The 334-nt window shown below is 38.0% G+C and carries 1 protein-coding gene; it reads right to left on the bottom strand.

Going from position 1 to position 334, the window contains the following annotated elements:
• Positions 1–318: response regulator (locus tag ETC27_RS17850; protein ID WP_136256064.1), on the bottom strand; the 318-nt coding region annotated here is incomplete at its 3' end.
• Positions 319–334 lie beyond the last annotated feature (16 nt).

Raw genomic sequence — 334 nt, 5'->3', positions numbered from 1 at the left:
GAATGGTTTTGTAATATAGTCATCCGCTCTAATATCAAGACCTGCTACACGGTCCATAGTTGAATCACGTGCAGTCATCATAATAATATGTGTATCTTTTTCACGGCGTAAGCGTCGTGCAACTTCAAAGCCATCCAGCTCTGGGAGCATTAAGTCGAGCAAAATCAAATCATAATCTTTTGACATTGCTTCTTCAAGACCTTTACGACCATTGTCTTGAACCGCAGTTTGATATCCTTCGTGTTCAAGCTCAAGTGAAACAAATCTCGCAATGTTTTTATCGTCTTCGATAATCAAAATACGTTTAGATGAATTCATAGTTTAGCCTCATTAA

This window comes from Onishia niordana, from assembly GCF_004798965.1.
Classification (GTDB): Bacteria; Pseudomonadota; Gammaproteobacteria; order Pseudomonadales; family Halomonadaceae; genus Onishia; species Onishia niordana.
This window is presented reverse-complemented; position numbering and strand designations above follow the sequence as displayed.